The organism is Cognataquiflexum nitidum (genome assembly GCF_022538055.1).
GTDB lineage: Bacteria > Bacteroidota > Bacteroidia > Cytophagales > Cyclobacteriaceae > Cognataquiflexum > Cognataquiflexum nitidum.
This window is the reverse complement of the sequence record NZ_JAKZAM010000007.1, coordinates 46,329-70,424: the sequence shown is the minus strand read 5'-3', so window position 1 is coordinate 70,424 and position 24,096 is coordinate 46,329. Positions and strand designations below refer to the sequence as shown.

The following is a 24,096-nucleotide window of genomic DNA, read 5'->3' as shown; positions in this document are numbered from 1 at the left end:
TTCAATCATATGCCAAGAATTAAATTGGATTAACATTTTACCTGCATTGTAGAGTATATACAAATACTTTTCAATCTCCGTCGAATAATAATACTTTTACTACGCCAATTCAAGAGGCTATGTTATTTTCTTAATCATTTCATTTGAAATCCCAAAAAAATTGATCCAAAACCAAGGAATGCCAACCTATCCTAACGGAACTCAAACCATTCAAATCCAAGACAAGGAAGTTTGCCTATTGCCCGAAAAAGCTGTTTTCCTTCCCGGAAGCCTTTCCTTGCTTATTGCAGATCCCCATTTTGGCAAGGCCGCGCATTTCAGAAAATCGGGGATTCCTGTTACTGAAAAAGTACATATCCATGATTTTCTCAAAATCCAAAAACTGATCGAAAGCCTCCAACCGACGGATATTTATTTTTTGGGAGACCTTTTTCACAGCGATTGGAATGAGTCTTGGAATGACCTTGAAGCATTTGCGGGATATTTCCCCGTATGTCAGTTTCATTTGATCAAAGGCAATCATGATATACTTCCTGAAGCATTTTACCGTTCTGAAGTTTGGAATGTCCATCCCGAATCCTTGGTTTTGGAAAATTATATCCTGACCCACGAACCCATGGAAAGCGTCCCTGATGGATTGTTCAACTTCTGTGGACATATCCATCCCGGAATTTCTTTATTCGGAGCAGGCAAGCAGAGATTGACACTTCCCTGCTATTTCCTCTCCGGAAATCAGATGATACTCCCGGCATTTGGAAGGTTTACCGGACTGTTTGGTATGAAATGTGAAAAAAGCGATCAGGCCTTTGCCGTGACGGACAAAAAAGTAATTCCTGTCAATTTCATGCAATAGGTTGGTTTAATTGGCCAAGCTGTTTAATTTTGAACTCATTAGAAAAAAAACATGAGTACGTATCCAAGGAAAAAAGCAAAACTGGGAAAATTCAAATTTGCATCAGTTCTTTTTAGCACTACCCTATCCTTGTTTATTTTGGGACTTTTTGGGGTGATTATCATACAGGCAAAAACCTTGACCAAGATCATACGGGAAAATATTGAGATACAGGTTTTTCTCAACAAAAATGTCTCTGAAACCGAATTGAAGGCAATTGGCAAATCTTTTGAATCCAAACCTTATGTGCTGCAGCATGGTGATTCGCTTGCCATTACCTTTATTTCCCAAGATGAAGCTGCAAAATCTTTCCTTGAAGATACCGGCGAGGATTTTACACAGTTTTTGGATGACAATCCTTTGCGGGACAGCTATACGATAGCGATTGCGGAAGAATACCAAACCGCAGCACAAATCGAAGAAATAGTCAAAGAAATCGAGGCCATGGACGGGGTTTTTGAAGTGACTTATATGGAAGACCTCGTGGAATCGATTAACAAAAACCTTTTCAAAGTGGCCCTTGTCATGGGAGGGTTTATCCTGATTTTGGTTTTTACGGTAGTGATGCTGATTAATAATACGATCAGGCTGGCGCTATTTTCACAAAGATTCCTGATCAGAAGCATGCAGTTGGTCGGTGCTACGAGAGGTTTTATCCGTAAACCCTTTTTGGGCAGGGCTTTTGTTTTTGGAATGCTGTCGGGAGTCATTGCCTCGGCTATCCTGTTTGGGATCATCGAATATACCAAAGCTAACATAGATGGATTTGCACTACTTCAGGACTACAATCTATTATATGCCCTTTTTGGCGGTTTGATTATTTCAGGAATATTGCTTTCCGTTTTGAGTACCTTGCAGGCCGTAAACAAGTATTTAAACATGTCTTTGGACGAACTTTATTAATATGAATCATTCACAATTTCCTTTTTCCAAAAAAAATTACCGATTGATGTTGATTGGTATCGGGATCATCGTTTTGGGTTTTGTTATCATGGGTTTGGATTCTGAGCCGCATGGCTTTGGTTTTCTTGGTCTTACTTTGGGTCCAATAGTTACTTTGGCGGGATTCATTTTTCAATTTTATGCGATTTTTGCCCATTCCGAAAAGAAATAATTTATGGATATCATTGACGCGATCATCCTTGGCATTGTCCAGGGATTGACCGAATTTTTACCTGTGTCCTCCAGTGGTCATCTTGAGTTGGGTGCTGCCATTCTTGGAGGTGATAAGTTGCCGGAGGAAAGCCTGATGTTTACCGTTGTGCTTCATTTTGCTACTGCCTTGGCAACATTGGTGGTTTTTCGAAAAGATATAGTTGTTCTTTTGGAGGGATTATTAAAATTCAAATGGAACGAGGAAACCCAATTTACTGTCAAAATCATCATTTCCATGATTCCTGCGGTGATTGTAGGCTTGTTTTTTGAAGAGCAGTTGGAACAGTTTTTTGGTGGAAAAGTAGTTTTTGTGGGTTTTATGCTCCTTGTGACTGCCATCTTGTTGTTTTTGGCAGACAAAGCCAAAAGTACCGAAAACGACGTTACTTTTGGGAAGGCAGTATTGGTAGGGCTTGCCCAAATGGTAGCGATGCTTCCGGGAATCTCCAGATCAGGCGCCACGATTTCAAGTTCTGTGCTTTTGGGAATAGACAAAAACAAAGCTGCAAGATTTTCATTTCTGATGGTGGTCCCTTTGATTCTGGGCAAGATCGCCAAGGATATCTTGGATGGGGCTTTGACCTACAATGAGGCTAGTTTTGGCTACTTATCCGCTGGATTTATTGCAGCATTTATTGCAGGATTTTTTGCCTGTACGTGGATGATTTCAATTGTCAGAAAAAGCAAATTAATCTATTTCGCCATTTATTGCTCTATAGTCGGCCTGATTGCGATCTTCTCAGGCATATATTTGTAACATGCAAGAGGAACCCTACGGAGAAGTTTTCCTGATCAACAAGCCTTACCAATGGACCTCTTTTGACGTAGTCAAAAAGGTGAGAAACGCCCTGAGAATCAAAAAAGTAGGGCATGCCGGGACCTTAGACCCACTTGCTACCGGACTTTTGATCGTCTGCGCAGGAAAGAAAACCAAGTCCATTGATTCTTATATGGCACAGGAAAAAGAGTACACCGGTACTTTTGTTTTGGGCAAAACCACAGAAAGCTTTGATCTCGAAAAAGAAGTAACTGACGTGGCAGATCCTTCAGCCATCACATTGAATCAAGTCAAATCAGCTGTCGCCCAACTCACCGGAGATATTCTCCAAATCCCACCCATGCACTCAGCCATCAAAGTAGACGGAAAAAGGGTGTATGAATCTGCCCGAAAAGGCATTGAAGTAAAAATGGAAGCACGGCCGGTGACAGTTTCGGAGTTTGAAATTACGGCATTTGAAAATCCCGAAGTCCATTTCAGAATCGTCTGCTCTAAAGGAACTTATATCAGAAGCCTTGCAAGAGACTTGGGTGAAATTTTGGGTGTCGGGGCTTACATGTCCGCCTTGACCCGAACAAGGATCGGGGATTTCTTGTTAGAGGAAGCGGAAGAATTGACTGCCCTGATTGAAAAAATAAAAGCAAGACCGGATGAAAATCTATGAAGGAATAGAGGACTTCAAGCAAGTGTCAAATCCCGTCGTCACGATTGGGACTTTTGACGGGGTCCATCTTGGTCATCAAAAAATCCTCAAAAGAATCAGGGCCATCGCAGACGAAATCGGAGGAGAAACCGTCATGATCACTTTTTGGCCGCATCCCAGGCTGATTCTTTATCCCGAAGAACATAACCTCAGGTTGCTGACGACATTCGAAGAAAAAGCAAAACTGCTAAGGGAATTTGGTATTGACCATTTGTTGACGATCCCTTTTACCAAGGATTTTTCAGAATTGACTTCAGAAGAATTTATCCAAAATATCCTGATTGATAAGATCCAAACACGTAAATTGGTGATTGGATACGACCACCGCTTTGGCAGAAATAGGGAAGGTAGTTTTGAATTTCTGAAGGAAAACATCGGTCGCTATCACTTTGAACTGGAGGAAATCTCCCGCGAGGATGTGGATGATGTGGGCGTCTCAAGTACCAAAACCCGACTGGCATTGGAAGTGGGTGAAGTCCATATAGCCAATGAATACCTAGGCAGGCCCTACGAACTCAATGGAATCATCATCAAAGGACAGCAACTTGGACGTTCTATTGGATTTCCAACAGCCAACATCCATATACCGCACGATTACAAGCTTATCCCTTGTGACGGAGCTTATGCGGTGAATATTGACATCGAAGGAGAGTCTTTCCTTGGCATGCTCAACATCGGCAACCGACCTACCGTAAACGGAAGTAGCCGGACGATTGAAGCGCACTTGTTTGATTTCAATGGAGACTTATATGACAAAAGAGTCTGTGTCCATCTGAAATCTTACCTGAGACCTGAGATCAAATTTTCAGGTTTGAAGTCTCTCCAACAGCAATTGGCCAAAGACAAGGAAATGGCACGGCAGATTTTGACCCAAGTATAAACCCAAAATAAATTTTTGTATGATCACAAAAACCGTTAAGAATGCTGCAGAAGCCGTGAGGGACGTTGTCTCTGATTCGGTCCTGATGTTTGGAGGCTTTGGCCTCTGCGGAATCCCCGAAAACTGTATCCAAGCTTTATTACAAAAAGACCTTACAGGACTCACCTGCATTTCAAACAATGCCGGCGTGGATGATTTTGGGATTGGACTGATGCTCAAAAAGCGCATGGTCAAAAAAATGATTTCAAGTTATGTCGGTGAAAATGCCGAATTCGAAAGACAGCTTTTGAGCGGAGAACTGGAAGTAGACCTGATCCCACAGGGAACTCTCGCCGAAAGAATCCGTGCCGGCGGAGCAGGAATTCCTGCTTTTTTTACACCTGCAGGTGTGGGAACAGAAGTAGCAGAGGGCAAAGAGATGAGGGAATTTGATGGAAAAATGTACCTGATGGAAAAAGGCCTGAGAGCGGATTTTGCATTTGTCAAAGCTTGGAAAGGAGATACTGCAGGTAATCTGATTTTCAAAGGAACCGCCAGAAACTTTAACCCCATGATGGCGACAGCCGGTAAAATCACCATCGCAGAAGTAGAGGAATTGGTACCTGCCGGCAGTCTCGATCCTAACCATATCCACACTCCGGGTATTTATGTCCAAAGGATCTTCCAAGGTGGGGATTACGAAAAGAGAATCGAGCAGAGAACGGTGAGTAAAGAGTAGAATTTTTAGAAGCGAGCCCTTCGACTTCGCTCAGGGACCGGGTTTGACATTACGACAACTTGACAACCCGATAACGCGACAACGCGAAGCAGACAACAATTACAACCATTACAACAACTACAACATCCCAACCTCCCATGCTAGACAAAACCCAAATAGCCAAAAGAATAGCCCGAGAAGTCAAAAACGGACAATACATCAACCTTGGAATCGGTATTCCAACTTTGGTTGCGAATTATATTCCTGAAAATCTGGAAGTCGTCCTTCAGTCTGAAAACGGATTGTTGGGAATCGGTCCTTTTCCTACCGAAGACAAAATAGATCCGGACCTGATCAACGCCGGCAAGCAGACAATCACGATGGCAAAGGGTTCCGCCCTGTTTAATTCCGCTGATTCCTTTGCCATGATTCGAGGCGGTCATGTCCATTTAACTATTCTTGGTGCGATGGAAGTCTCTGAAAAGGGAGATATTTCAAATTGGAAAATCCCCGGTAAAATGGTCAAAGGAATGGGTGGGGCTATGGACTTGGTAGCTTCAGCCGATAACATCATCGTCGCCATGCAGCATTGCAGCAAAGACGGCCAATCCAAATTACTGAAAGAATGCAGCCTTCCGATCACCGGAATCAATTGTGTCAAAAAAATCGTGACTGACTTGGCCGTTTTGGATGTACTCCCTGAGGGAGGGTTCAAATTGCTGGAAAGAGCGCCGGGGGTATCTGTTGAAGAAATTGTGAGCAAAACTGAAGGCAGGCTTTTGGTCGAGGGGGAAATCCCTGAAATGGTTTTTGATTGAGGAAATGATGTCGGATGACCGGTGTCCAATGTAATGAGTAAGCAAACATGCATATTCCCATTTATGAATTACAAACAAAATTTTAATGAGCAAACAGGAACTTGCGGTTCTGTTTGCTAGTTTTGCATAGAAATATCAAACCACGATGAAAAATTCAGAAATAAAATTTTCTATAAACCTAGACGAAAAAAACCTTCCCAAATCCATACAGTGGGATGCTTCTGACAAAGAGGAAGAAGGGTTCGAAACCACCAAAAGCATCAGTCTGAATGTTTGGGACAATCTGAACCAAAGTACACTTCGGATTGACCTGTGGACCGAGGATATGTCAGTAGTAGAAATGAAACGGTTCTACATTGACATATTGGGAGGAATGGGACAAACAATCCTCAACAGTACAGGTGACGAATACATTTCGGAAGAAATCAAATCCCTTTGCGACAGGCTAGTAACCCACGTCAATGAGGAGAACAAAAAAACTATAAAGTGAACCAAACCCTGCCTCACGGCGGGTTTTTTTTAAAAAAATTATAACTACTTTTTACTTAGTATTTTTTGAAAAAAGATTAATTTTTGATGATTTTAACCACTTTATTTACATTTTCAAACATTTTTCAAGGTTGATTTTTAAAATTTTTGTAATCGTCCTGAACCCCGATTAAAAATATTTTAGCTAATTATATTGATAATTGTTATTTTAATCTAAATTTCATGCAAATAATCTGCCCTAATAATAATTAAACAACAAACCCAAAATACCATATGCAAAAATTTACTAAAAACAGGTGGCAAGTTGTAATATTGCTGCTCATGATGCTCTCCTTTGCAACTACCGAAGTTTTCGCCCAAACGACGACAATTTCTGGAAAAGTTACAGAAGAAGGAACAAAAGAAACCCTTGTTGGCGTCAACATTGTCGTCAAAGGAAAAGTAGTCGGTACCATCTCTGATCTTGGTGGTAATTTCACATTAAGGGTAAACCAAGCACCTCCACTAACATTGATTTTTTCGATGGTTGGTTTTTCAAGTAAAGAAGTTGAAATCACACAAGACAATGTATCAAACCTTCAGGTAAGCCTTTCTGAGGCTTCTATTTTGGGTCAGGAGATTGTCGTTTCGGCTTCTAGGGTAGAAGAGAGTGTGCTTCAATCCCCTGTCACGGTGGAGAGAATGGATATCATCTCCATCAGAGAGGCTCCACAGGCGAGTTTCTATGACGGACTGAATAACCTAAAAGGAGTAGAAATGAGTACACAATCACTCACATTCAAATCCTTCAACACACGAGGTTTCAATGCAAACGGAAACGTACGTACCGTACAGATGATCGATGGAATGGACAACCAAGCTCCAGGATTGAATTTCTCTGTAGGTAACATTGCAGGTATTTCAGAATTGGATCTGGAAAGCCTTGAATTACTTCCGGGAGCAGCTTCGGCCCTCTATGGACCAAATGCTATAAACGGTATTTTGTTGCTAAATAGTAAAAATCCATTCCAATATCAGGGACTTTCAGTACAGATGAAGGGTGGCATGATGAGCGAAGGCTCCCGTACAAATCCTACCACAGGATTCTATGACTTTTCTGCAAGATATGCCACTGCACTCAGCGATAAAGTAGCCATTAAAGTAAATGTCAGTTACCTTTCAGCAAATGATTGGCAGGCCAATGACTTCAGAGACCAATCCCTATTGAACGGTTCTACAATCGAAAGCGGTAACAGAATCAATAACCCGGGTTTCAATGGAGTCAACATCTATGGTGATGAAACGAATGTAAGCATGCAAAGTGTTGCCCAATCGCTAATTGGTGCAGGTCTATTGCCTTCTGCAGCACTTGGATTGGTTCCTCAAAACACTTTCATTTCAAGAACAGGTTATCTAGAAAGAGATGTGGCTGATTATGATACTAGGTCATTAAAATTGAATGCAGCATTGCATTGGAGGATTACAGATAAGGTTGAAGCTATCTTCCAAGGAAACCAAGGAATGGGAACTACAGTCTATACAGGCGCTGACAGGTATTCCATTGCCAATTTTATGTTGGGTCAGTACAAAGCTGAACTGAGAGGCTCAAATTGGTTTGTAAGGGCATATACCACTCAAGAACGTTCGGGAGATGCCTATGCCGTGGGTATTGCTGCGCAAGGTATCAATGAAGCTTGGAAACCAAGTACAACTTGGTTTGGCCAATATGTAGGAACCTATGTAGGTGCAATATCACAAGGAGCAACTCCAGATGCAGCACATGCAGCAGCAAGGGGTGCCGCAGATACCGGTAGGTATTTACCAGGCAGTCCCGAATTCAATCAAGCCTTGTCTGATGTAACATCCAGACCTATTCCAGGCAACCAGAATGGTGTAGGTGCAAGATTTGTGGACAAAACAAACCTTTATCACTACGAGGGTTCATACAGCTTCAAGGACATCAAGTTTGCTGATTTTGTAGTTGGAGCCAATTTCAGAACTTACCAATTGAACTCTGAAAAAACCTTGTTTGCTACAGACGATGATGGCAATGAATTTACCATCCAAGAATATGGAGGATATGCTCAAGGCTCAAAAAGAATGATCAATGACAAATTGAAGTTGACAGCATCGATCCGATATGATAAAAATGAGAATTTTGAAGGCCAATGGTCTCCTAGGGTGTCTGCAGTGTACACTGCAGGTCAGCACAACTTCAGAGCTTCTTATCAGACAGGATTCAGACTACCTACCACCCAAGACCAATTCATAGACTTGGTTACTCCTCAAGCTAGGTTGATTGGTGGACTTCCATTGTTCAGAGACAGGTATAATTTCAATACCAATCCGGTATACTCATTAGCAACTGTAACGCAGTTTGGCGGTGCTGTCCAACAAACTGCTGCTACTCCTGCCTTCCAACAGAGTGTATTTACCCAATATGTACTTCCTCTTATCCAAAATGGAACTATCCCAAATACTCCTGAGGCAATAGCAGCAGCAATGGCACAGCAGGTCCCTTTCCGAGCTGCAATGGCTAACCAAGATAAGAAAACGGCTTATGAGACTACCACTTTCCAGCCTGAAATCGTGAAATCTTATGAATTTGGATATAAGTCTTTGATCAAAAATAAACTCTTGATCGACGGATATTATTATTACAACAGATTCGAAAACTTTATTGGAGGTCAGGTATTGGTACAGGACAGAAATCCAAGTGCTACCAATCCTGCATCTTTTTCAGGTCTAAACCTATTGAGTGCCAATACGCGAAATGTGTACTCCATGCCTGTAAACAGACAGGAAATCATCAAATCGTATGGTTGGGCTTTGGGATTGGATTACCAGTTGCCTAAAGGATACACCATCGGTGGTAACGTCTCCTTCAACAAGCTAGACAACATCGATGACTTAGATGGCTTCCAACCTGCATTCAACACACCTGAGTACAGAACTGTGTTCAACTTCGCAAACAGGGAAGTAGTCAAAAATCTTGGTTTTGGAATTTCTTGGAGATGGCAGGATGAATTTGTATGGCAGTCTTCTTTTGTGGGACCTAGTGTTTCCACACAGGGTTTATCTGTCATGCCTGCCTTCAGTATCTTCGATGCCCAGGTCAGCTACAAAGTAAAATCCATCAAATCCATCATCAAAGTTGGCGGTACAAACCTGCTAAACAGTGGCTATCGTCAGGCTTGGGGTAACCCAACCGTTGGATCGATGTATTTTGTATCCATCACATTTGATGAATTCTTAAATTAAACAAACATTAAAACCATTATTTAAAGCCATCCCAAAAGGATGGCTTTTTTTATTGCGTAACAATCGTCACAAATTACAAAGCCATTTTTTTTGAATTTTGGGGATGATTTCAGGGCTAACCTAACAAGTCCTGGAATTTTGTTAACTTTAGAATAGAATTTCAGCTATGAAAAATAATTTCCTCCAACGTGTAAAAGGGTATGTCCCTATCCTGGAATGGTTGCCAACCTACAAAAAAACCGACCTACAGGGAGACCTCTCTGCAGGTTTGACGGTGGGCATTATGTTGATCCCACAAGGAATGGCCTATGCCATGCTTGCAGGATTAGAACCTATACATGGACTTTATGCGGTGACTGTTCCACTTATCTTATACGCAATATTTGGAACTTCAAGACAATTGGCGGTGGGTCCCGTCGCTATGGTATCCCTGCTGACAGCTGCAGGAATAGCTACGCTCAATGCATCGTCTCCCGAACAATACTTACTTTACGCCTTATCATTGGCCTTTTTGGTAGGTTTGATCCAATTCGGAATGGGCCTTTTTAAATTGGGTTTTGTGGTCAACTTCCTCTCCCACCCAGTTATTAGCGGATTTACCTCCGCCGCAGCTATCATTATTGGATTGAGTCAGATCAAACATTTGTTCAGGATCAACCTTCCCAACTCGGAACACATTCAGGAAATGATTGTAGCCATCTTCCAAAATATCGGAGATATCCATTGGTTAACATTTGGAATCGGTGTAATCGGTATTATCATCATCAAATACGGGAAAAAAATACATAAAAGCTTTCCGGCCCCTTTGGTGGCTGTGATCGTTGGGATTGCCTTGGTTTCGGGTTTTGACCTTACAAGCCAGGGAGTCAAAATCGTGGGTGATGTCCCAAGCGGATTGCCTTCACTTTCCTCCCCTTCTTTTGACCTAGCTACCTGGAAAACATTGCTACCAATAGCATTGACCATCTCTCTTGTGGGTTTTGCAGAATCTTTTGCAGTAGCAAAAACCATACAGGCAAAACATAAAAACTACAGACTGAATGCCAATCAGGAATTGACTGCTTTGGGTATGGCTAATTTTGGTGCTGCCTTTTTTCAGGGATATCCAGTTACAGGAGGTTTTTCCAGAACTGCTGTAAACAACGATGCGGGTGCCAAAACAACAATGGCTTCTATTTTCAGTGCCATTTTGATCGTGCTAACGCTGTTGTTTTTCACAGGCTTATTCTACAATCTTCCAAGTGCTATCCTTGCCGCAGTAGTATTGGTGGCAGTTTCAGGACTGATTGACTTCAAGGAACCGGTGCATTTGTGGCACAAGGACAAGGCAGACTTCGCCATGTTGGTTGCTACCTTTGTCATCACACTGACCTTGGGGATCAAAACAGGTATCATTTCAGGGATGGTCTTATCGCTATTGGTTGTTATTTACAGGGCTTCTAGGCCACATATTGCCCAACTTGGAAGAGTTCCCGGAACAAATACCTTCAGAAACATTACAAGGTTCAAAAACCTTGAAGTAAGAGACGACCTTTTGATGGTAAGGATCGATGGGCCGATTTATTTTGCCAATGTGGAATTTATCAAAGACAAATTGGACCTCTGGATTTCTGAAAAAGGAAAGAAAGTGAAAATGCTGGTTTTTAATATGGAAAGCGTCAGCAATATAGACAGCACGGGTGCACACGAACTCACCGAGTGGATCAATACCTGGCGAAAATCAGGCATGGACATTTCCATGACAAGTATCAAAGGTCCAGTAAGGGATGTGTTGAACAGGTGGGCATTATTGGAAAGTGTCGGTTCGGACCATATATTCTTGGATGACAATACGGCTTTATCCGCCTTTGACCATGCCATCACGGAGGAAACATTAGAAAAATATTCATCCTACGCCACCCAAACCAATACAAAGTAATGTGCGCAACAGATATCAATCATTATTTGGAAAACAACCAAAATTGGGTCAAATCGGTTTTGTCTCAAAACAAGGAATATTTCGATGACCTCAAAGAAGGCCAACAGCCCAAAGCACTTCTTCTGGGATGTTCGGATAGCAGGGTATCGCCCTCAATGGTTTTGGGTTCAGAACTTGGAGAACTGTTTGTCCACCGCAACATCGCTAACGTAGTATCACACACAGACCTCAATTTTCTTTCTGTGATGCAATATGCAGTAGAAAATCTTGGGGTAAAGGACATTATTGTCTATGGTCATTATGGCTGCGGAGGAATCAAAGCGGCTTATGAAAACAATTCGAATGGATTGATAGACAATTGGCTGGCAAACATTAAAGACGTGATCAGACACCACAAAAGGGAACTAAAAACCATTGAAGATGAAAATCAAAGACTCAATAGGCTTGTTGAATTGAATGTGTTGGAACAGCTCGAAAATATCAAGCAAACTTCGATATACAAGCAAGCGATTGGAACAGGAATCAAATTGAACCTATATGCCTGGGTATTTGATTTCAATACCGGACTGGTTCACGATCTCAAAAAGAAATACAACACCATACCAAGTGTCACATAAAATAAAAAAACCGGGTTTCCCCGGTTTTTTATTTACTATATCATTCTCAGCTGATCAATTCCTCAAAATCGTCCCTCACGTAGATGATATTTCTACCGAGTTCGATCCATTTTTTCTTTTCTAATTGCTTGAGTAATCTCGATATCACTTCCCGGGAAGTTCCTAATTCGTTAGCAATTTCCTGATGCGTGGTATTCAGTTCGTTGGTTTTGTGCTGTTTCATTTTGGTAAGGATGTACCGCATCAATCTTTCATCCATTCTTTTGAAGGCCACCGCATCCAGGGCTACGAGCATTTCATGGAACCTCGATTGATAAGTCATCGCCACAAAATCTTTCCACTGTTTGAAATGGTCTGACCATTCTTCATGTTTTTCGACAGGAACTGCCAAAATCACTGTTTTCTCCTCGGTAACCGCCTTTATTTCACTTGGCCGTGTAGAAGAGCAACATGTCAGCGACAGTGCACAGGTTTCCCCCGGTTCGAGATAGTAAAGAAAAAGTTCTTTTCCATCCTCATCCATTCTCATGATCTTAATGGATCCTTCTAATACGATGGGCACCATTTTTACAAACTGACCCGGTTCGGTAATTACTTTTCCAGGCTGAAAAACCAGCTCTTTTCCATTTTCCAAAAGAGCCTTCAAAAGTGCAGGATCTGTTATATTGGGTAATTTTTGTCTTAAATCTTCTAATTCCATAATCAAAGTTTGGTCAAAAATATCCTCGTCACAGAAGCAATTTAGTGACATCTGTCACAAAAAAAAAGCTGATGAAACAATCAGCCTTTTTAACCTTTATAACCCTATGAATTTAAATGTTGAATCCGCCATCCACTACATGGGTTGCCCCTGTGATATATTTGCTTTTGTCGGATGCTAGGAAAATGACCGTGGAAGCTATGTCTTCATTGGTAGCATACCTTCCCAATGGAATCTGACCCTCAAATCCTTTCTTGACCTCTCCTCCTGCACCGGGTGCAAACCCTTCTTCCAAAGACCGCATCATTCTATTATCCACAGGGCCTGGATGGACAGAATTGACCCTAATCTGATACGGTGCTCCTTCCAAGGCAGCAACCCTCATCGTTCCTATTACCGCATGCTTGCTTGTGGAATATGCCATCATCTGTGCAGTACCTGTAAGTCCGGCCACTGAGGAAGTGATGATTATGGATCCCCCAGATTTTTGCATGTGAGGAAAAGCATACTTCAATCCAAGCCAAACACCCTTGACATTAATATCAAGGACTTTGTCGAAGATATCCTCAGGATAATCTGCCAATGGTTTGACAACCCCTTCATAGCCTGCATTTAAAAATACAATGTCTAATTTTCCAAATAGCTCCACAGCTTTATCGGTGTAAGCCTTCACGTCATTGGCCTTGCTGACATCTGCTACAAAGGTATGCACACCAGGATTATCTAGTTTTTTCTTTACCTCATCCAATGCCTTTTGATTTAAATCTACCAAAAGGACATCCTTGCCGCCTTCAACAAGAAACATCTGTGCTGTAGCCACCCCAATACCGCCGGCTCCACCTGTGATAATTATAGATTTATTGTGTAATGGTTTCATGATTTTTTGATGTTGATTTACCAAATCTATCTCATTGACAATTACTTAAACAGGAATATAATCAGATTCATACATGATTTTGATCATAGAATCTTTTCCGGTAATTCAACACCTTTGTAGTATTAGCAACCAAAAATCCGAAAACCATGAAAAGAATAATCGTACCTGTAGACTTTTCCTCCTATTCAGATTTTGCCTTTTTGAGTGCTTTGAAAATAGCCCAAAAAGCCAATAGCAGCATTACTTGCGTGAATGTTGTCAGTACTTTATTAGATTGGAATAATCTTTCCAATGAACAAAAAGCCAAAAACACTGAAATTCAGGATCTGGAAGCGGAAGCAAAAGACAAATTAAAAGCATTTATTTTGGACCATAGACTTCATGGAGTACCTGTAGAATCTGTGATTGAAATCGGGGTTCCCCAGCATGTCATATTGGAAGTCGCCAAAAAACACAAAGCTGAGTTAATCGTAATTGGGGCTTACGGTACAGGATACCAAGACGGGAAATTCATAGGATCAACTATCCAACATGTACTCAGAAACGCCGAATGCCCTGTGATGGCCGTCAAAAAAACACTCACAGGAAATGACCTTAGAAAGATGGTCTTTGCCTCTATGTTCAATGAAGATTCCAGGCCCGCATTTACCAAAATGAAAGCAGTTTTAAAAGATTTTCAGACTTCTGTCCATTTCCTGTTTGTAAATACCCCGAGCCATTTTGTCAATTCCGAGATTGCAGAATCTAGAATGGATGCTTATGCCAAAGGATTTGAGGACCTAGTGATACACAAGCATATCTATTGTCATACAGAACCCGAAAATGGAATAGTTGAATTTGCGAAAACAAGAAAAATCGGATTTATTGGAATCGCTTCCGGAAATCGAAAAGGTATGTCAACGTACCAAGTGGGAGTGACTGATACGGTCCTTTATAAATCTGACATCGCTGTTTTAAGCATCAAAATAGAATAACCCAATCAACCATTTGTGGCAGGGGGCCTTTGAAACCTATTTTCAAAGGCCTCTTGGTTTTTTTTTCAAGGCATCACGTCTATAACCTCCTTTTTTTGGTGCTTCCAATGGATAATCGAACTGCCTAAGTTGTCCATGCTGGAAATCACCTGTTTGATGACGTTGGTAAGTGTAGAAATCGGAAATTCGAGATTATTGGACTTCAGGTCCTCGTATAATTCAGAAATCCAAATCTTGTACTGCTTTGCATTTTCATTGATCCAATCAGGTTCATTTTCGGGGATTACTTCCAAGGCTTTATACTCATCCATTTTTTCAAGGAAAGCCGTAACATAAGTCTTGATCGCACCGTGAAGGTCGACGACAAGCCGATCTTCTTCCCCTTCCATGTCTCGGATATTGTGCATGACATCTTTGATGTCCTTGGCAGCAAACACCATTGTTCTGAGAGAAAGCATCAGTGAAGTGAGTTTTTGGGCTTCCTTTTCATTGAGAAATTCTTCCTGAAGGAGAATGTGGTATTTGGTAATCTCATCTTCAAGTTTTTTGATTTGGCCATATTCTTCAAGCAGATTCACGGGTTGATAGAGAATTTTACGCCAGATGGATTTGTGATTTTCCTCCAATTCGCCATTTTCCAAGACATTCATGATAAAATTCACCGTGGAATCATAGGTCAGCAATATTTCTTTTTCCAATGCTTCCAAAGCCACGGAGGGCAGTTTTGGGCTCACGTTTTTGATGAACTTGGATAATCCCTGCGGTTCATCTTCTTTAAAGAGCATTTTGAGCACTCTTTCCAATTGGATAATGAAAGGGTAGAACACAATAATTCCTACAGCATTGAGGAAAGTGTTGAAAAGAACCAATTCCATAAGGGGATCATGGATTTCAAAAATCTTCATTGTAAAATCAATCACCCATTCTAAAAACAGAAATATTAAAAAACCTGTGACTGCATTGAATAAAAAATGGGCGAAAGCCAAACGTTTTTTGTCTGCCGTACCCCCCAAAGACCCAATCCCAAGGGTAACAGTAGTTCCGATATTGGCACCTATGACCATCGCAGCACCTTCGGTCAGACCGATCATGCCGGCATTCATGGTACTCAGCACGATCACTATAGCGGCTGAACTCGACTGCATAACAGCCGTTATCACAAGACCTACAATCAAGTAAATCCAGGAGCCATAACCTTGAAACTTCTCCATATCCATTCCATCGGCGATTTCTTCGATGGAGGTTTTCATAAAATCTAACCCCAAAAACAATAAACCAAACCCTATAGATATGGCTCCAAAATTCTTAAGGAAGGGCCTGTCTTTGAAAAAAAGGAACATCAAACTCCCAATTCCTAAAAACGGAAATGAAAAAGCTTCTACACTGAATTTAAACCCCAAAGTGGCCACAATCCAAGCAGTGGCGGTAGTTCCTAGATTGGCACCCAACACAACACCAAGGGCATTTTTAAGATTTAATACACCTGCCCCTAAAAATGCCAAAACCATCAAAGTCACCAATGAACTACTTTGTAACAATGCCGTCACGAGAGTTCCAATCAAAATCCCTTTCCAAGGCGCATCAGTAAAGCGGTGCAGCAACTGCCTAAAAGAATTTCCTCCTAGTTCTTTGATAGCATTTTCAAGGTGAAAAATCCCCCAAAGGAATATTCCAATGCCTGCAAAAAATTTCCAAAAGTCAAAGTCTATTTGATCCATAACCTTTCAGCCTAGACCAAATATAGAAAGCAATGGTGACAATTAGAATGATTTAAGTGACCTTCTGGTTTTTTAATTTTTTAATCATTTTAGGCAAATACCATAGAAAAAAACCTGTAAAACAAAGCAGTAGCAAGACAACTGAAGTCAAGGTGCTGTAGGTAATTTTGGAAATTTCTGAATCGGAAACCATCAAAAAATCTAAAATACTTCCATCATGGATTTTTTCCACCAAATCGGAATTTCTTTGACTTACTGACAGAATCTCGCCGGAAAATCCATCCACTTGGATTTCGGTAAAATGCCTTTGGAAGACAATCTTTGCAATGCCCTTTTCAGGTCTGACATCTATCCTGTCGATCAAATCACTTTTTTGTAGGCTGTCTCTTGCAAATGTCTGCCCGATAGCCATCATTCTCTCCAAGGGAATCCAATTGGAAGGATTCTCAACTTTAGTGGTTTGGGTTTTGGGGATGAGACCCAATTCTTTTTTCCAAGCCAAAAGAATAGCCGTAATGCCAATGACCACAAGGAAAAACACAAAGACTATGCTAATCCATTTGTGTATCCGCCTGTAGATTCGGGTTTGATGGGCTTTTTTGGAAATCATAAGAAATACTCAGTAACGATCGACGAAAATAATTAAAATCGAGGCAGATGTATTTTATTTTTTTTCAGACGGTCTTCTTATTGAGAAGACGAAACACAGTTTCTAGAAAATTATTGGAATTTGAAAAGCAGCCAGAACTCAAAATTCTGCAATTATTCTTCCGATAGTATTTACTTCAAAACATTAATAAATGAACCTTTCGTAGAAAATTCATGCTATTCAAAATTCTTTTCGCAAATATTCAACCAGAAAAGTTTATCGTTATTAGGATAAAAAAAATCTATTCACGATCCACCCTCTTTGCTTCATTTTCGTAGAAATCAAAAAAAGAAAATTTTGAAAAAGGCTACTTTGATTTTTCTTATTCTCAGTTATTGGGCTGCAAATGTAGAAGCGCAGGACAGTTTTCACAAAATTGGACTGGAAAGTCAATATGGATGGATAATTGCCCATAACCCTGAACTCCGGGATATAGCTTCTAGCCGACCCATTTCCCTTAACATATCTTCCCAATGGATGAAAACAACCCGCAAAAATTGGGAAGCCTGCAATTGCTTTCATTATTTAGGGCTGAATCTTTCAGTCGTAGATTTTCAAAATCCCAAGGAGTTGGGGCAGGCCTGGAACCTTTCAGGTAATTTTGAACCATACCTTTTCAGAACTGACAGGTGGTCGGCAAGTCTTTCTACAGGAATGGGTGTAAGTTACCTTACCCGTATTTATGACCCTATCGATAATCCAAGGAATACCTTCTTTAGTGCTCCAATCAGTTTTTTACTTTTTGTCGTTCCCAAACTTTCCTTTGTACTTAGCCAATATTGGGAATTGCAGGCCTCATTTTCATACAACCACATTTCCAATGGAGGACAAAGTCAACCCAATCGGGGGATGAATTTTCCGATGTGGGGTTTAGGAGTTGTTCATTACACGCGAAAAACTGATTTACCTAGCTATGAAAAAAGCCCTCTACGAGACAAATGGTCAATTTATGCAGACTTGGGATTCAATACTCAGGATTCTGACAATGGAACCCGTCAACCAAACTTTACCCTTGCGGGAGGTGCCTACCGTAAATTTACCGGAATAATAGGTTTGGGAGGAGGAATTGAGGTCGCTAAGGACTTTTCCCTGCCAATCCAAGAAAGCCGAAAAGAAGCTGTGATTCCTGGAATCTTTTTGGAGAATCATTTCCTATTTGGAAAATTTGATTTCAGTCAGCGAATAGTCAAGTACCTGTACAGACCAATGGGTTATCAAGAGGATAGGGAGTTTTACCAGCGGTATACATTGAATTACCTGATGGGAGAAAATATCCGTATTGGTGCAGGACTCAAGGCACATGGGCATGTTGCTGAGTATATGGATTTCAGAATAGGATATCTTTTTTAAAAAGAATTTTTCTTTTGTTTTAAAAAAACAAAGTTTATCACCTCCGAAATCTTTTCAATGGAACACCACTTTGGCCAGTTTCATCACCTCATCGAATTCCATCCTATTGAGGTCCAATTCATACCCTTCCTGTTCCAAAATCCGGATCAAGGATTCTGTGGCCACATTACCTACAAGGTCGTCATTGGCCATGGGACAACCTCCAAATCCCAATACCGCACTGTCAAACCGTAAACATCCTGCTTTCAATGCCGCTGTAATTTTGGATGAAAGCTGTTCCGGATGGGTATGTAAATGCATGCCAAACTCAATATTAGGATAGGAATGAGAACTGATCGTATACAGTTCCGAGATAAGTTCAGGTTGGGCAGTACCAACAGTATCGGCAAAAGAGATGATTTTGATGCCCATTTGATCCAAATTCCTTACAAATTCCGCTACCAGATCAGGGGAGTATGGATCACCATAAGGATTTCCAAACCCCATACTGAGGTAGGTGACCAAGGTTTTGCCTTTGGTCTCACAGAGGTTTTGGATTTCTTCTACCGCCTCCAAAGCTTCAGCAATTGACTTATTGGTATTGCGCTGCTGGAAAGTCTCCGAAAGGGAAAGGGGAAAACCCAAGTAATCTATTTCTTCGAAATAAGAAGCGTCTTCGGCACCGCGGACATTTGCCACAATGGCAAGTAACTTGGATTTGGTCCCAAAAAGATCCAATTGCTCCAAAACATCTGCCGTATCCCTCATTTGGGGTATGGCTTTGGGGCTGACAAAGCTTCCAAAGTCAATGGTGTCAAAACCGACCTGAAGGAGTTGGTTGATGTAGGCAGCCTTAATTGAAGTATCTATGAATTCGGCCCTGCCCTGCATGGCATCCCGGGGACATTCCACCAATTTGATCATGCTACTAATGTAACAAAATCCATTAAAAGACTTCTTTGGCTATTTTATAAGTGGCGTCAGCTTTACTCATGGTATAATAATGCAATACTTCCACCCCGTTAGCAACCAATTCTTTGCTTTGTAGGATAGCCCATTCAATGCCTACTTCTTTGACCTCAGCATTCGTTTTGCACTTTTCGAGCTCATCCATCAAAGCATCGGGCATATCAAGGAAAAAAGTCCTTGGCAACATGCTGATCTGACCCAAAGTGGTGATGGGCTTCAACCCAGGAATGATAGGAACGGTGATTCCCAAGGCCCTCACATTCTTCACAAAATCAAAATATTTTTGGTTGTCAAAAAACATTTGGGTAACGATGTATTCGGCACCGGAATCTATTTTTTCCTTCAGATGCTTCAGGTCAAATTTCATATTTGGAGCCTCAAAGTGCTTTTCCGGATATCCTCCTACCCCAACACAAAAATCAGTATGGAATCCAGTCTCTGTCTCCTCATGCAAATACCGTCCATGGTTCATCCCCACGATCTGCTTAACCAGATCCTTGGTAAATTCATGTCCATTGGGCTCAGGCTTAAATGTTCCCTCATTTTTTGGGGCATCACCTCTCAGGGCCAACACATTCTGAACACCAATAAAATTGAGGTCAATGAGTGCGTTTTCAGTTTCTTCTTTGGTAAACCCTCCACAAAGCAAATGGGGCACGGCATCTACTTTGAACCTGTTCATCAAGGCTGCGCAAATCCCGACTGTACCCGGACGCTTTTTGGTACTCACTTTTTCCAAAAGCCCGTTTGGATGCTTTTTATAAATAAATTCTTCCCTATGGTAGGTGACATCCACAAAAGGTGGCTTGAATTCCATCAAAGGCTCAATCCCGATACAAAGTTCATTTAAACTCTGTCCTTTTAAAGGGGGTAATATTTCAAAAGAAAACAGGGTTTTTTTCGCCTGTTCTATATGTTCAGTGATTTTCATGTCTTCTATTCTTGTACTTGTAACATTGGTGAGTATGCTAAGTTTGGCGATAACCATCTTTCTGCCTGCGCCTTACTGACTCCTTTTCGATTGGCATAATCCACAACCTGGTCCTCCCCTATTTTACCTAAACCAAAATACTTGCTTTCGGGATGTCCGAAGTAAAATCCGCTAACTGAGGATGTCGGATACATTGCAAAGCTGTCAGTCAGCGTGATTCCGATACTTTTTTCAATTTGCATCATATCGAAAAGTGTTCTTTTTTCGGAATGTTCAGGACAAGCCGGATATCCCGGTGCTGGGCGGATTCCTTGGTATTCTTCTTTGATCAATGATTCGTTTTCCAGCATTTCTGACTTGGCATAACCCCAAAGTTCTTTTCTGACAAGCTCGTGCAGATACTCTGCACCCGCCTCAGCAAGCCTATCCGCTAGAGCCTTGAGCATGATATCATGGTAATCATCGTGGTTTTTTTGGAATTCCTCCAGTTTGGATTCGATTCCCCAACCTGCGGTCACCGCAAATCCACCCATATAATCTGTCTTGGTAGGATGGATATAATCCACCAAAGACCTATTGGGAACACCTTTCCCCTTTTTGCCCTGCTGACGAAGGAAATGGAAGTTGAAGCCGGTCTCAACTCCTTGGGAGAGAACAGCTACATCTTCCCCATTTCTTTTTACAGGAAACATATTCGCTACTGCTTTGGCCTGAAGCCATTTTTCAGCAATCACCTGATCGAGCATCTTGTTGGCTTCATCAAATAATTTTTTTGCCTCATTTCCCACTACTTCATCCTCAAAGATTTTGGGATACCTTCCTGTCAGCATCCAAGTGCTGAAAAACGGTGTCCAATCAATGTATTTTCTCAACACTGAAAGATCAAGATCTTGGAAAATGGTTTCTCCCAATTTAGCTGGAATCACAGGTTCATAATGCTCCCAATCGATATACACAGGATTGGATTTGGCTTCCTCAAAAGTAACTAGCTGTTTCACATGTTGCTTTGCCTCATGCTCCATGCGCAACTGCCTGTAGGTTTCCTTAATCTGTTTGTGGTAAGCAGTCTTGGTATCCTCATTGATGGATTCTCCTGCTATCGGAACCGACTTGGAAGCGTCAGTCACATGGATGACTATTCCGCTGTAGACTGGATCAATCTTGACAGCAGTGTGGATTCTTGAAGTCGTAGCACCACCGATTAGCAGTGGAATCTGCATTCCCTGACGCTCCATTTCGGAAGCGACGTAAACCATTTCGTCCAGGGAAGGCGTGATCAGACCGCTCAATCCGATAATATCCACTTTGTTTTTGATGGCTTCATCGATAATTTTTTGGGCGTCTACCATCACGCCAAGGTCAATGATCTGATAGCTATTACAAGCCAAAACCACCCCGACAATGTTTTTTCCAATATCGTGGACGTCTCCTTTGACAGTAGCCAAGAGGATTTTTTTGATGCTGCTTTGCTCGGCATTGTAATCCAAATCCCCGATTTTGGGCATAAAAGGCTCCAAATAAGCAACGGCTTTTTTCATCACCCTCGCAGATTTCACCACTTGGGGAAGGAACATTTTGCCCTCACCAAATAAATCTCCGACCACATTCATCCCGTCCATCAGAGGCCCTTCGATGACTTTGAGTGGGTTTTGGTATTTCAACCTCGCCTCTTCAGTATCTTCAATGACAAAGTCAATAATACCTTTGACCAATGCATGTTCTATCCTTTTTTCAACAGGAAATTCCCTCCAGGCTTCATTGACAATTTCTTTCTTTCCGGAAGATTTTACGGTTTCTGCAAAAGCAAGCAACTGCTCTGTTGCATCTTCCGTCCTATCAAAAAGGACATCCTCCACTCTTTGGAGCAAATCTTTTGGAATATCGTCATAGACCTCCAGCATAGTCGGATTTACAATTCCCATATCCATACCATGACGGATGGCGTGGTAAAGGAAAGCGGCGTGCATGGCTTCTCGCACAGGATCATTGCCTCTGAAAGAAAAGCTCACATTACTCACACCACCACTTACTTTGGCTCCGGGGAGATTTTGCTTGATCCATTGCGTAGCGTGAAAAAAGTCAAGGGCGTTTTTCCGATGCTCGTCCATCCCGGTTGCAACAGGAAAGATATTCGGATCAAAAATGATATCCTGAGGATTGAATCTGACTACATTGACCAAAATATCATAGCTCCTCTTGCAAATATCTATCCGGCGCTGATAAGTATCGGCCTGACCTTTTTCATCAAAAGCCATGACCACCACCGCTGCACCAAATTTCTTTATCGTCTTGGCCTGATTGATAAACTCAGTTTCGCCATTTTTTAAACTGATCGAATTGACAATTCCTTTTCCCTGTATGCATTTGAGTCCTGCAAGGATTATTTCCCAACGTGAACTGTCTATCATAATCGGTATCCTGCTGATTTCCGGTTCGGAGGCAATGAGGTTAAGGAACTTTTTCATAGCCACCACACCGTCAAGCATGCCTTCATCCATGCATACGTCGAGTACCTGGGCGCCGCCTCTGACTTGATCCAAGGCAATTGTTAGGGCTTCATCATATTGGCCGTTGAGAATCAGTCTGGCAAATTTCTTTGACCCGGTGATATTTGTTCTTTCACCGACATTGACAAAATTGATTTCAGGAGTGAAAACCAAGGGTTCCAGTCCTGACAATTTCATAGCATTATATTTTTGGATTTTACTCATTTTCTGCTGTGACAAATTCAACCTTACGTGGGGCGTATTTTTCAGCCGCTTTGGCTATGGCAGCAATATGTTCGGGTGTCGTTCCGCAGCATCCTCCCAAAATATTGACATACCCTTCTTTCAAAAACTCCTCGATCTGACCCGCCATTTCAATTGCTCCTTGATCGTATTGGCCAAATTCATTTGGCAAACCGGCATTGGGATAGGCAGAAACCAAAAATGGTGCGTTGTCTGCCATAACTTTGAGATAAGGTCTGAGCTCCTTGGCACCAAGTGCACAATTCAACCCCACACTGAAAAGCGGAACATGAGAAACTGAAATCAAAAATGCTTCTGTCGTCTGTCCTGAAAGTGTCCTGCCCGAAGCATCAGTAATGGTTCCTGAGATCATGATGGGAATGCCACCTTCTTCAGGATTCAATGGGATATTTCTTTCCTCAAATACTTCCTGAATGGCGAAAAGGGCTGCTTTTGCATTGAGGGTATCAAAAATTGTTTCCACCAATAGAATATCAGAGCCTCCATCCAATAATCCCCTTACCTGTTCTTTGTAGGCTTCAGACAATTGGTCAAAAGTTATGGCCCGGTATCCCGGATCATTGACATCAGGAGAAAGAGATGCTGTTTTATTGGTCGGTCCCAATGCACCTGCCACAAAACGTGGTTTGTCCGGATTTTTGGCTGTGAATTCATCAGTAACTTCTCTGGCGATTTTCGCCGATTGGAAATTGATCTCGTAGGCAAGATGCTGCAAACCATAATCCTCTTGGGCTATGGATGTGCCGCTAAAGGTATTGGTCTCAATGATATCTGCCCCAACTTCAAGGTAGGCTGTATGAATGGATTTGATGACATCCGGTCTCGATAACGAAAGCAGGTCATTGTTGCCCTTCAATGGTTTGGGGTGATTTGCAAGTTCGGGTGTTCTAAAGTCTTCCTCATTGAGCTGAAAACGCTGAATCATCGTGCCCATGGCACCATCAAGGATAAGAATTTTTTTCTTGGCTAAAGAGAGTAATAACGCGGTTCTGTTCATGAATTATGGAGTATC

General features: G+C 41.6%; 22 protein-coding genes. 14 read left to right on the top strand and 8 right to left on the bottom strand.

Annotated elements, in window-relative coordinates:
* Window positions 1–178: 178 nt before the first annotated feature.
* The 12 genes from pdeM to MMU07_RS06385 all read left to right on the top strand — a co-directional run bounded on the left by pdeM (window position 179) and on the right by MMU07_RS06385 (window position 12,187).
* Window positions 179–853 (top strand): ligase-associated DNA damage response endonuclease PdeM, encoded by a 675-nt coding sequence (gene pdeM, locus MMU07_RS06440; RefSeq protein WP_241125030.1) that lies wholly within the window; start codon window positions 179–181, stop codon window positions 851–853.
* A 51-nt stretch (window positions 854–904) separates the two neighbouring features.
* The gene (locus MMU07_RS06435; RefSeq protein ID WP_241125029.1) at window positions 905–1,795 is read left to right on the top strand and encodes a cell division protein FtsX; all 891 of its coding nucleotides are present in this window, start codon (window positions 905–907) and stop codon (window positions 1,793–1,795) included.
* A gap of 1 nt (window position 1,796) precedes the next feature.
* Entirely contained in the window at window positions 1,797–2,006 is a 210-nt protein-coding gene (locus MMU07_RS06430; RefSeq protein ID WP_241125028.1) for a DUF3098 domain-containing protein, read from the top strand.
* A gap of 3 nt (window positions 2,007–2,009) precedes the next feature.
* Window positions 2,010–2,804, top strand: a complete 795-nt coding sequence (locus MMU07_RS06425; protein WP_241125027.1) for an undecaprenyl-diphosphate phosphatase — start codon at window positions 2,010–2,012, stop codon at window positions 2,802–2,804.
* 1 nt (window position 2,805) lies between these two features.
* Window positions 2,806–3,489 (top strand): tRNA pseudouridine(55) synthase TruB, encoded by a 684-nt coding sequence (gene truB / locus MMU07_RS06420; RefSeq protein ID WP_241125026.1) that lies wholly within the window; start codon window positions 2,806–2,808, stop codon window positions 3,487–3,489.
* Window positions 3,476–4,408: a bifunctional riboflavin kinase/FAD synthetase gene (locus MMU07_RS06415; protein WP_241125025.1), complete on the top strand. Its 933-nt coding sequence runs from the start codon at window positions 3,476–3,478 to the stop codon at window positions 4,406–4,408. The genes truB and MMU07_RS06415 overlap by 14 nt, the downstream gene beginning before the upstream one ends.
* A gap of 19 nt (window positions 4,409–4,427) precedes the next feature.
* Complete coding sequence (locus MMU07_RS06410; protein ID WP_241125024.1) at window positions 4,428–5,126, top strand: CoA transferase subunit A; 699 nt, start codon at window positions 4,428–4,430, stop codon at window positions 5,124–5,126.
* 137 nt (window positions 5,127–5,263) lie between these two features.
* On the top strand, window positions 5,264–5,923 hold the full coding sequence (locus tag MMU07_RS06405; RefSeq protein ID WP_241125023.1) for a 3-oxoacid CoA-transferase subunit B: 660 nt from the start codon (window positions 5,264–5,266) through the stop codon (window positions 5,921–5,923).
* A 145-nt stretch (window positions 5,924–6,068) separates the two neighbouring features.
* A complete protein-coding gene (gene gldC, locus MMU07_RS06400; protein ID WP_241125022.1) occupies window positions 6,069–6,413 on the top strand; it encodes a gliding motility protein GldC in 345 nt (114 codons plus the stop codon).
* 272 nt (window positions 6,414–6,685) lie between these two features.
* Window positions 6,686–9,652, top strand: a complete 2,967-nt coding sequence (locus tag MMU07_RS06395) for a TonB-dependent receptor (RefSeq protein WP_241125021.1) — start codon at window positions 6,686–6,688, stop codon at window positions 9,650–9,652.
* A gap of 166 nt (window positions 9,653–9,818) precedes the next feature.
* Complete coding sequence (locus tag MMU07_RS06390; protein WP_241125020.1) at window positions 9,819–11,570, top strand: SulP family inorganic anion transporter; 1,752 nt, start codon at window positions 9,819–9,821, stop codon at window positions 11,568–11,570.
* Window positions 11,570–12,187 carry a carbonic anhydrase gene (locus MMU07_RS06385; RefSeq protein ID WP_241125019.1) on the top strand — a complete coding sequence of 206 codons (618 nt, stop codon included), beginning with the start codon at window positions 11,570–11,572 and terminating at the stop codon, window positions 12,185–12,187. The genes MMU07_RS06390 and MMU07_RS06385 overlap by 1 nt, the downstream gene beginning before the upstream one ends.
* 46 nt (window positions 12,188–12,233) lie before the next feature.
* Here the strand turns inward: MMU07_RS06385 and MMU07_RS06380 are convergent, their stop codons facing one another.
* Window positions 12,234–12,887 (bottom strand): Crp/Fnr family transcriptional regulator, encoded by a 654-nt coding sequence (locus MMU07_RS06380; RefSeq protein ID WP_241125018.1) that lies wholly within the window; start codon window positions 12,885–12,887, stop codon window positions 12,234–12,236.
* A 112-nt stretch (window positions 12,888–12,999) separates the two neighbouring features.
* The gene (locus tag MMU07_RS06375) at window positions 13,000–13,764 is read right to left on the bottom strand and encodes an SDR family NAD(P)-dependent oxidoreductase (protein WP_241125017.1); all 765 of its coding nucleotides are present in this window, start codon (window positions 13,762–13,764) and stop codon (window positions 13,000–13,002) included.
* A 146-nt stretch (window positions 13,765–13,910) separates the two neighbouring features.
* On the opposite strand from MMU07_RS06375, the gene MMU07_RS06370 reads away from it, so the two are divergent.
* The gene (locus MMU07_RS06370; RefSeq protein ID WP_241125016.1) at window positions 13,911–14,738 is read left to right on the top strand and encodes a universal stress protein; all 828 of its coding nucleotides are present in this window, start codon (window positions 13,911–13,913) and stop codon (window positions 14,736–14,738) included.
* A 65-nt stretch (window positions 14,739–14,803) separates the two neighbouring features.
* Here MMU07_RS06370 and MMU07_RS06365 read toward each other — a convergent pair whose 3' ends face one another.
* Window positions 14,804–16,456: a Na/Pi cotransporter family protein gene (locus MMU07_RS06365; RefSeq protein WP_241125014.1), complete on the bottom strand. Its 1,653-nt coding sequence runs from the start codon at window positions 16,454–16,456 to the stop codon at window positions 14,804–14,806.
* A gap of 52 nt (window positions 16,457–16,508) precedes the next feature.
* A complete protein-coding gene (locus tag MMU07_RS06360) occupies window positions 16,509–17,066 on the bottom strand; it encodes a PepSY-associated TM helix domain-containing protein (protein ID WP_241125013.1) in 558 nt (185 codons plus the stop codon).
* A 336-nt stretch (window positions 17,067–17,402) separates the two neighbouring features.
* Here MMU07_RS06360 and MMU07_RS06355 point away from each other — a divergent pair, with 336 nt between their 5' ends.
* On the top strand, window positions 17,403–18,455 hold the full coding sequence (locus tag MMU07_RS06355; RefSeq protein ID WP_241125011.1) for an acyloxyacyl hydrolase: 1,053 nt from the start codon (window positions 17,403–17,405) through the stop codon (window positions 18,453–18,455).
* 54 nt (window positions 18,456–18,509) lie between these two features.
* Here the strand turns inward: MMU07_RS06355 and MMU07_RS06350 are convergent, their stop codons facing one another.
* The 4 genes from MMU07_RS06350 to MMU07_RS06335 are packed head-to-tail and all read right to left on the bottom strand — an operon-like array spanning window position 18,510 to window position 24,081.
* A complete protein-coding gene (locus MMU07_RS06350) occupies window positions 18,510–19,358 on the bottom strand; it encodes a hydroxymethylglutaryl-CoA lyase (protein WP_241125010.1) in 849 nt (282 codons plus the stop codon).
* Window positions 19,359–19,380: 22 nt separating this feature from the next.
* Complete coding sequence (gene metF / locus MMU07_RS06345) at window positions 19,381–20,334, bottom strand: methylenetetrahydrofolate reductase [NAD(P)H] (protein ID WP_241125009.1); 954 nt, start codon at window positions 20,332–20,334, stop codon at window positions 19,381–19,383.
* 5 nt (window positions 20,335–20,339) lie between these two features.
* Window positions 20,340–23,045 carry a methionine synthase gene (metH, locus tag MMU07_RS06340; protein ID WP_241125008.1) on the bottom strand — a complete coding sequence of 902 codons (2,706 nt, stop codon included), beginning with the start codon at window positions 23,043–23,045 and terminating at the stop codon, window positions 20,340–20,342.
* The gene (locus MMU07_RS06335; protein ID WP_241125007.1) at window positions 23,038–24,081 is read right to left on the bottom strand and encodes a homocysteine S-methyltransferase family protein; all 1,044 of its coding nucleotides are present in this window, start codon (window positions 24,079–24,081) and stop codon (window positions 23,038–23,040) included. Before MMU07_RS06335 ends, metH begins: the two co-directional genes overlap by 8 nt.
* Window positions 24,082–24,096: the final 15 nt, after the last annotated feature.